Below are 8,400 nucleotides of genomic sequence, written 5' to 3'. Positions count from 1 at the left end.
ATCGCGCGGCTCCACCAGCGGTGATCGCGCCGACCGATCATCATGCGCAACGCCTTGTGGGGAATGATGCCCGCATAGGCGTTCTGCCAGGCGGCCGCATGCACCTCGGCGATGCCTGCCGCATCACGCGGGTCTGCCGGGCGTATGTCGATCGTCAGCGCGGTCATGATCGGTCAACCATGGGCCAGCGGCGGGCTTCGGGCAACCCCGATTCCAGGCCGGCCCGCTCGATTTCACAGCGTGTTGCGCCGGCGCGCGGTCAGGCGTTCGCGCGGGCCTTGTCGAACCGCTTGCGCGCGTGCGGGTCGAGATGGAGCTTGCGCAGGCGGATCGATTGCGGCGTCACCTCGACCAGTTCGTCGTCCTCGATCCAGGACAGGGCCCGTTCGAGCGTCATCGCGACCGGCGGGGTCAGCCTGACCGCGTCATCCTTGCCGGCGGCGCGGACATTGGTCAGCTTCTTGCCCTTGAGCACATTGACCTCCAGATCGTTGTCGCGCGCATGGATACCGACGATCATGCCCTGATAGACGCGTGTGCCCGGATCGATCACCATGGCACCGCGATCTTCGAGGTTGAACAGCGCATAGGCGACCGCCTCGCCCTGCTCGTTGGCGATTAGCACGCCATTGTTGCGGCCGGCGATCGGCCCCTTGTAGGGCGCATAGGCGTGGAACAGCCGGTTCATGATCGCCGTGCCCCTGGTGTCGGTGAGAAGCTCAGACTGGTAGCCGATCAGCCCGCGCGTGGGCGCGTGGAAGGCGAGCCGCACCCGGTCGCCGCCCGAGGGTCTGAGTTCGAGCATCTCGCCCTTGCGCTCGCTCATCTTCCGGACGACGGCGCCCGAATGCTCCTCGTCCACGTCGATGACGACTTCCTCGACGGGTTCGAGCGTACGGCCGCTTTCGTCCTTGCGCATGACGACGCGCGGCCGCGAGACGGCCAGTTCGAACCCCTCGCGGCGCATGGTCTCGATCAGCACGGCCAATTGCAGTTCGCCCCGGCCGGAGACGTGGAAGGCGTCCTTCTGGTCGGAATCCTCGATCCTGAGCGCCACATTGCCCTCGGCTTCCCGCATCAGCCGGTCGCGGATGACGCGGCTGGTCACGTGACTGCCCTCGGTGCCGGCAAGGGGCGAATCATTGACCATGAAGCTCATGGTCACGGTCGGCGGATCGATCGGCTGGGCGGGCAGCGCCCCGGTGACGGACGGATCGCAGAACGTGTCGGCGACCGTGCCCCTGGACAGGCCGGCGATCGCGACGATATCGCCGGCCGCGCCTTGCTCGATCGGCTGGCGTTCAAGACCGCGAAAGGCGAGGACCTTCGACACGCGGCCGGTCTCCAGGGTCGCGCCGTCGCGGTCCATGACCTTGACCGTCTGGTTCGGCCGGACCGAACCGGAATGGATGCGGCCGGTGACGATGCGGCCGAGGAACGGGTTGGCCTCCAGGATCGTGCCGATCATGCGGAACGGGCCTTCGCCGGTGGCGGGCTCGGGCACGCGGGCCAGCACCAGATCGAACAAGGGCGCAAGCGAGGCGTCGGCCGGCCTTTCGGGCGCGGCGGCCATCCAGCCGTCGCGGCCGGAACCATACAGAATGGGAAAATCGAGCTGTCCCTCATCGGCGTCGAGCGCGGCGAACAGGTCGAACACCTCGTCGACCACGGCATCGGGCCGCGCGTCCGGCCGGTCGATCTTGTTGACGGCGACGATCGGGCGCAATCCCACCTTGAGCGCCTTGCCGACCACGAACTTGGTCTGCGGCATCGGCCCCTCGGCCGCGTCGACCAGAAGGACGGCCCCATCGACCATGTTGAGGATGCGCTCGACCTCGCCGCCGAAATCGGCGTGGCCGGGCGTGTCGACGATGTTGATGCGCGTGTCCTTCCAGGTCACCGAGGTGGCCTTGGCGAGGATGGTGATGCCGCGCTCCTTTTCGATGTCGCCGGAATCGAGGGCGCGCTCGGCGACGCGCTCATTGTCGCGATAGACGCCGGACTGTTTCAGCAGTTCGTCGACGAGCGTCGTCTTGCCATGGTCGACATGCGCGATGATCGCGATGTTGCGGAGGGACATGGGTCGTCTCGGGAATCGGAGATGTTGCGGCGCATATAGGCGGAGCGGGCCGGGAAAGCCAGTGGATTCGGGGCCCCTTCCGCGAACGTCTCCGCCTGTCGGAAGAGCGTTACGCCGGGCTCGAAGTCCAACTGCGTGCGCGATGCCCATGCGTTCCCTCCGACATTGACCGGAGGAAGGCTGAAACGGGGGGATGTCGCGGCAGATTATCGGGCCAATCGTCCTATTGCCCCAGCGAATACTCCAGGAACCATTTGGTGTTCAGCGCGTCCAGCGTGCCGGCCGCCTTCATGGCGGCGATGGCCGCGTTGACCGGCGCGACCAGATCGGAGCCCTTGGGGAAGATAAAGCCGAAGTCTTCGGTGCCGAGCGGCTCACCGACCAGCTTGAGCGCGCCGCCCGATGCCTTGACATAGCCCTCGCCGGCGGTGCCGTCGGTCAGCACAACGTCGACGTCGCCGGTGCGCAGAGCCTGCACCGAGGCGCCGAAGGTCTCGAACAGCCTGATGCGCGGATTGCCCTCGTCGCCGTCGAGCATGTCATAGACCGCGACATAGAAAGGCGTGGTGCCGGGCTGGGCGCCCACGAGCCCGTCCTCGAAGGCGGCAAAGGAAGGCGCATCGGCAAAGCGCTCCTCGTCGCCGCGCACCAGCATGAACATCTGGCTTGTCATGTATGCGTCGGAGAAATCGACCTTCTGGGTGCGGTCTTGGCGGATCGTGATCCCGGTCATGCCGATATCGTACTGGCCGTCCGAGACCGCCTGGATCATCGCGTCCCATGAGATGTTCTCATAGATGATGGCGGCGTTCAGGCGCTCGGCGATCTCGGCCATGGCGTCATACTCCCAGCCAATCTGTTCGCCGGTCGCCGGATCGAGGAACTGGAGCGGGGGATAGGCGTTCTCGGTGACGACGGTGATCGTGCGGCCCTCAAGGTCCGGCAGGTCCATCGCGGCCGCCGCCGTCGCCATCCCCACCATGGCCGCCGTCGCCACGCTCAGCACACTTCGCCCGGTCACCATCACGCACTCCCTCGCTGTTCGCCGTCATCGCCGGCGTGCCGCTCGTCACGGCGGGCCGGTTCGGCATCGATTCTGGCGTGGAACGGGCGGCCGCGCAAGCCGTCAGCGCGCGCCTTCGGCGCGGCGGGCGTGCTCGACCGCCGAAAAGCGAGACCGAAAGACAAGACAGGATGCGGCCTGATCGCCGGACACCAAAAAGGCGGGCCGCGCCGCCCGCCCTCTGCGATGTCCCCGCAGATGCGGAAGGGCTTATGCGCCGGTCTTGTCGTCCCCGGATGCCGCCGTCGCTTCGGCCGCTTCCTGAGCGGCCTTTTCGGCGGCCAGGGCCTGGGCGGCCGCGATCTTGTCGGCCTCGGCGCGGGCGCGCTCTTCGGCCAGCGCCCGGCGCTCGGCCTCGTTCAGCCTGCGGGCGCGTGAGCCTGTGTTCTCGGCGATACGGGCCTTCTTGCCGCGCAGCGCGCGCATGTAGTAGAGCTTGGCCCGGCGCACCTTGCCGCGACGCACCACCTCGACCTTCTCAACGAGCGGCGAATAGAGCGGAAAGACGCGCTCGACGCCCTCGCCATAGGAAATCTTGCGCACCGTGAAGTTTTCGTTCAGGCCCGCGCCGGCGCGTGCGATGCACACGCCTTCGAACGCCTGAAGGCGCGTGCGCTTGCCTTCGGTCACGCGCACCTGAACGCGCAGCGTGTCGCCGGGGGAGAATTCGGGAAAGGTGCGCTTTTCGGCGATTTTGGCGGCCTGCTCGGCCTCGATCTGGCGGATGATGTCCATCGGATACGTCCTTTTGTTCTTTTGAACCGCCAGAGCGCCCGACGGGGGCACACAATGGCATGGCCCTGGCCATGATCGTGTTGCCTGGCCTTTGCGGCCGGAGCGGTGGTCGTGCCCGTATTTGCTGTAAAGACTTCGGTTGGCCCGAAATTCTGCGGGCTCATACAGGACAAAGCGGCCTTTGTCACCCGTTCGGGTTACTTTTTGGCGCCGCGCTCCTCCCAAAGATCGGCCCGACGCGCCCGCGTCAGCCTTTCGGCCGCGGCGCGCCGCCAGGCCTCTATTCTTCCATGATCGCCCGATGCGAGGACCTCGGGGATCGTCCGGCCTTCCCACTCGGTGGGTGCTCAAGAAGCCCGGTCTCGAAGCTCTCCATCTCGCCCGACATCTGATTGCCCATCACGCCGGGCAAAAGGCGGACGATCGCGTCGAGCAGCACCTGCGCGGCGACCTCGCCGCCCGACAGCACATAGTCGCCGATCGAAACCTCGGTGAGGCTCCGCGCCGCGATCACCCGCTCGTCGACGCCCTCGAAGCGCCCGCACACGATCACCGCGCCCGGCCCGGCGGCGAGGTCGCGCGCAAACGCCTGTGTCAGCGGGGTCCCACGCGGGCTCATCAGAAGGCGCGGGCGCGGATCGTCCGGCGGCGAGGCATGGTCGATCGCCTTGGCGAGGATATCGGCGCGCAGCACCATGCCCGGCCCGCCGCCCGCCGGCGTGTCGTCGACGCTGCGATGCCGGTCGGCGGCGAAATCGCGGATCTGCGTCACGTCGAGCGTCCATGTGCCGGCTTCGAGCGCCTTGCCGGCCAGCGCCTGGCCCAGCGTGCCCGGAAACATGCCCGGATAGAGCGTCAGCACCGAGGCGGCGAACGTCATCCATCCTCCTCCCGCCGGGCGACGATCTCGCCGGGCGGCACCAGCGTCAGCCGTCTCGCCTCAAGGTCGATCTGCGGCACCACGTCCCGCGTGAAGGGAAACAGCGCGCTGCGCCCGCCGCCGGCCGGCTTCACCTCGATCATGTCCTCGGCGCCGAAATTATGGACGGCGACCACCGCGCCGATGCGTGCGCCATCGCCGTCGACGGCACCCATGCCGACAAGATCGTCGATATAGAACTCGTCGTCCTCCAGTTCGTCGTCGGGCAGCTGGCCGCGGTCGACGAACAGTTCCGTGCCGTTGAGCCTTTCGGCCGCATCGCGGCCCGCGATCCCCTTGAAGGTCACCACCACGACCGTCTTGGCCGGGCGAATGCCGGCCACCTCGAAGCGGTTTCCCGCGCCGTCGAACAGCGGGCCGTAATCGCCCAGCGCCAGCGGATCGCCCGTATAGGACTTGACGCGCACCTGGCCGCGCACGCCGTGCGGCGCGCCGATCACGCCCATCAGAACCGGATTTGGCGGCTTTGTTTCCATCGGTTGGCGATAATCGGTTTTCGCCGCCGCGCCAACAGCAAGCAAGCGGTAACCTTGGCGCCTCTATGCTGCCGCCATGTCCGATGCGCTTGTGCCCGCCCGCCCCGACCTGATCGCCGCGCGCAACGCCTGGCTAGCCAGGTTGGCCGGTGAACGGCGGCTGTCGGCCCATACGATCGAGGCCTATGAGCGCGACACGCGCCAGTTCCTGCACTTTCTGGCCGACCATCAGGGCGGGCCGCCCGGCCTGGGGCAGGTGGCCGACCTCAGGCCGATGGATCTGCGCGCCTTCCTGACGCGGCGGCGCGCGCAAGGGGCGGGCACGCGCACGGTCGGGCGCGGGCTCGCCGGCGTGCGCTCCTTTCTGCGCCATCTTGAGCGCGAGGGGCTGGCCAGCGCGGCCGCCGCCAACGCGATGCGCGCGCCGCGCCAGCCCAGATCGCTGCCCAAACCCTTGACCGTTAAAGACGCCGCCCGTGTGGTCGATGCCGGCGAACAGCTCAACGAGGCGCCCTGGGTGCGGGCGCGCAACGGCGCCGTGCTCACGCTGCTCTATGGCTGCGGGCTGCGCATCGGCGAGGCGCTTTCGCTCGACGGCGGCGATCTGAGCGACCGGTCCGCCCGGTCGATCGCGGTGACCGGCAAGGGCGGCAAGGCGCGCACGGTGCCGCTGCTGCCGGTGGTCTTCGAGGCCGTCGAGGCCTATCGGAGCCAGTGCCCCCATGGGCTCGTCCCGGGCACGCCGCTGTTCCGGGGGGTGCGCGGCGGGGCCCTGCGGGCGGAGGTGTTGCAGCGGGACATGCGCGCCCTGCGCTGTGCTCTGGGCCTGCCCGACACGGCCACGCCGCATGCATTGCGCCATTCCTTCGCGACGCATCTTCTGGGCGCAGGCGGCGATCTGCGCACGATCCAGGAACTGCTCGGCCATGCCAGCGTGTCGACGACGCAACTTTATACTGGCGTCGACGCGACGCGCCTGCTTGACGCCTGGCGCGCCGCCCATCCGCGCGCCTGATCCCAATTTCCATAAAATGTGAACCAATCCGCTTTACGGTTTCGTCGTCAATCCGCGTTAGCCTGCGGCCATGAAAACGCGCTCCCTGTCTTTCGTGGCGCCGGCCGACCGCCTGTCGGCGGTGGCCCTCAAGCTGATCGCCGCCGTCAACCTGACGGTCGCCGTCCTGGTTCTTCTGACCGCGCTTGCCGTCTCGGCGCGGGCCGCGCAGGCGGCCCAGCCGGCCTGCGCGGGCACCAACCTTCTGGCCGAGATGGCAACGAGCGATCCTGCGATGCATGCGCGCATCCTCGCCGAGGGCGCGTCGGTTCTCAACGGCGATGCGATCCTCTACCGGATCGAAAGTGGCGGGCGGACGCCGTCCTTCCTGTTCGGCACCATGCACATGACCGATCCGCGCGTCACCGACCTGCCGGCCTTTGCCCGGGCCGCGTTCGAGGCGGCCGACACGGTCGTCATCGAGACCACGGAGATCCTCGATCCGGCGGCGGCGCAGGCGGCGCTGATGGGCCGGCCCGACCTGACCATGTTCACGGACGACCGGCGGATCGGCGACTTCCTGACCGACGCCGACGAGGGGCGTCTTCGCCGCGGGCTTTCCGAACGCGGGCTGCAACTGGCGCTCATCGATCGGATGAAGCCGTGGCTCGTCGCGGCCATGGTCGCGCTGCCCGAGTGCGAGACGGCGCGCAAGCGGGCGGGCGCGGAGATTTTGGACATCGCCCTTGCGCGCCGGGCCCAGGCGGCCGGCAAGGAACTGGTCGGCCTTGAGACAATCGTCGAGCAGTTCGACGCGATGGCCTCGCTTCCGATGGCGTTTCACGTGCGCGGGCTGGTCGAGACCGTCGCCCTCGGCGCGCGGATCGACGATGTGATCGAAACGATGATCGCGCTTTACGAAGCGGGGCGGATCGGACTCGTCTGGCCGGCGCTGCGGGCGCTCACGCCCGCGGCGACCGAAGACGAGCGCGGCTATGCGGCGTTCGAACGGGCCATGGTGACCGCGCGCAACCGCACCATGGCCGAGCGGGCCGCGCCATGGCTCGAAAGGGGCGGCGCCTTCATCGCTGTCGGGGCCTTGCACCTGCCCGGCCAAGAGGGCCTGGCCAACCTGTTCGCCGAAGCGGGCTATAAGGTGACCCCGGTTTACGAGTGAAGCGTCAATCGCCGTGCCCGGCGATCATCATCGCCTCGTAGGCCAGCCGCTCGGTCTTCTTCATGCGTTCGGACTCGGACTTGAGCTGGCCGCAGGCGGCGAGGATGTCCTGGCCGCGCGGCGTGCGGATCGGCGAGGCGTAGCCATTGGCGTTGATGAAATCGGCGAACCGCACGATCTGTTCCCAGCTTGAGCATTGATAGTCCGAGCCGGGCCACTTGTTGAACGGGATCAGGTTGATCTTGGCCGGAATGCCCTTCAGCAGCCGCACAAGTTCCCTTGCGTCGGCAAGGCTGTCGTTGACGCCCCTGAGCATCACATATTCGAAGGTGATGCGGCGCGCGTTCGAAAGGCCCGGATAGGCGCGGCATGCATCGAGCAGCTCCGCGATCGGGTATTTCCTGTTGATCGGCACCAGCACGTCGCGCAATTGGTCGGTCACCGCGTGCAGCGAGATCGCCAGCATCGCGCCGGTCTCGGCGCCGACCGGGCCGATCTTCGGCACCACGCCCGAGGTGGACAGGGTGACGCGGCGCTTGGACAGCGACAGCCCCTCGCCGTCGGTGAAGATGCGCATGGCGTCGCGCACATGTTCGTAATTGTAGAGCGGCTCGCCCATGCCCATCATCACGATGTTGGAGACCTTGCGGCCCTGGGACGGAACGATGGCGCCGGCCGGCGTGCCGGCATCGGGAAAGTCGCCCAGCCGGCGGCGGGCCAGCAGCACCTGGGCGACGATCTCGCCCGCGGTCAGGTTCCGCACCAGGGTCTGCGTCCCGGTGTGGCAGAATGTGCAGGTCAGCGTGCAGCCAACCTGCGAGGAGACGCACAGCGTGCCGCGCCCTTCTTCGGGAATGTAGACGGTTTCGACCTCGACCGGACGCCCCGCCCCGCGCGGCGGAAAGCGCAGAAGCCATTTGCGGGTGCCGTCGGCC

General features: G+C 68.0%; 7 protein-coding genes and 1 pseudogene. 2 read left to right on the top strand and 6 right to left on the bottom strand.

Annotation, left to right across the window (positions count from 1 at the left end):
• Positions 1-259: 259 nt before the first annotated feature.
• The 5 genes and pseudogenes from typA to rimM all read right to left on the bottom strand — a co-directional run bounded on the left by typA (position 260) and on the right by rimM (position 5,294).
• On the bottom strand, positions 260-2,080 hold the full coding sequence (typA, locus tag AC5E6L_RS12080; protein ID WP_491228365.1) for a translational GTPase TypA: 1,821 nt from the start codon (positions 2,078-2,080) through the stop codon (positions 260-262).
• Positions 2,081-2,303: 223 nt separating this feature from the next.
• Entirely contained in the window at positions 2,304-3,104 is an 801-nt protein-coding gene (locus tag AC5E6L_RS12075; protein ID WP_491773580.1) for a transporter substrate-binding domain-containing protein, read from the bottom strand.
• A gap of 249 nt (positions 3,105-3,353) precedes the next feature.
• Positions 3,354-3,878: a 50S ribosomal protein L19 gene (rplS, locus tag AC5E6L_RS12070; protein ID WP_491228367.1), complete on the bottom strand. Its 525-nt coding sequence runs from the start codon at positions 3,876-3,878 to the stop codon at positions 3,354-3,356.
• Positions 3,879-4,075: 197 nt separating this feature from the next.
• A pseudogene (gene trmD, locus AC5E6L_RS12065) lies at positions 4,076-4,758 on the bottom strand (tRNA (guanosine(37)-N1)-methyltransferase TrmD).
• On the bottom strand, positions 4,755-5,294 hold the full coding sequence (rimM, locus tag AC5E6L_RS12060) for a ribosome maturation factor RimM (RefSeq protein WP_491773578.1): 540 nt from the start codon (positions 5,292-5,294) through the stop codon (positions 4,755-4,757). Before rimM ends, trmD begins: the two are co-directional and overlap by 4 nt.
• 76 nt (positions 5,295-5,370) lie before the next feature.
• On the opposite strand from rimM, the gene AC5E6L_RS12055 reads away from it, so the two are divergent.
• Both AC5E6L_RS12055 and AC5E6L_RS12050 read left to right on the top strand, forming a co-directional pair.
• Complete coding sequence (locus AC5E6L_RS12055; RefSeq protein WP_491773576.1) at positions 5,371-6,309, top strand: tyrosine recombinase XerC; 939 nt, start codon at positions 5,371-5,373, stop codon at positions 6,307-6,309.
• Positions 6,310-6,379: 70 nt separating this feature from the next.
• Positions 6,380-7,465 (top strand): TraB/GumN family protein, encoded by a 1,086-nt coding sequence (locus tag AC5E6L_RS12050; RefSeq protein ID WP_491773574.1) that lies wholly within the window; start codon positions 6,380-6,382, stop codon positions 7,463-7,465.
• 4 nt (positions 7,466-7,469) lie between these two features.
• Here AC5E6L_RS12050 and rlmN read toward each other — a convergent pair.
• Positions 7,470-8,400: dual-specificity RNA methyltransferase RlmN (gene rlmN, locus AC5E6L_RS12045; protein WP_491773572.1), on the bottom strand; the 931-nt coding region annotated here is incomplete at its 5' end.

The sequence above is a fragment of the Roseitalea sp. genome (genome assembly GCF_984466335.1).
Note: the sequence above shows the minus strand (reverse complement) of the source record. Positions and strands in the feature narration are given on the sequence as shown.

Excerpts from the sequence above, each read along its gene's own strand:
- rimM (WP_491773578.1), bottom strand. The coding sequence starts at position 5,294 with ATGGAAACAAAGCCGCCAAATCCGGTTCTGATGGGCGTGATCGGCGCG.
- AC5E6L_RS12075 (WP_491773580.1), bottom strand. The coding sequence starts at position 3,104 with ATGGTGACCGGGCGAAGTGTGCTGAGCGTGGCGACGGCGGCCATGGTG.
- AC5E6L_RS12055 (WP_491773576.1), top strand. The coding sequence starts at position 5,371 with ATGTCCGATGCGCTTGTGCCCGCCCGCCCCGACCTGATCGCCGCGCGC.
- AC5E6L_RS12050 (WP_491773574.1), top strand. The coding sequence starts at position 6,380 with ATGAAAACGCGCTCCCTGTCTTTCGTGGCGCCGGCCGACCGCCTGTCG.
- typA (WP_491228365.1), bottom strand. The coding sequence starts at position 2,080 with ATGTCCCTCCGCAACATCGCGATCATCGCGCATGTCGACCATGGCAAG.
- rplS (WP_491228367.1), bottom strand. The coding sequence starts at position 3,878 with ATGGACATCATCCGCCAGATCGAGGCCGAGCAGGCCGCCAAAATCGCC.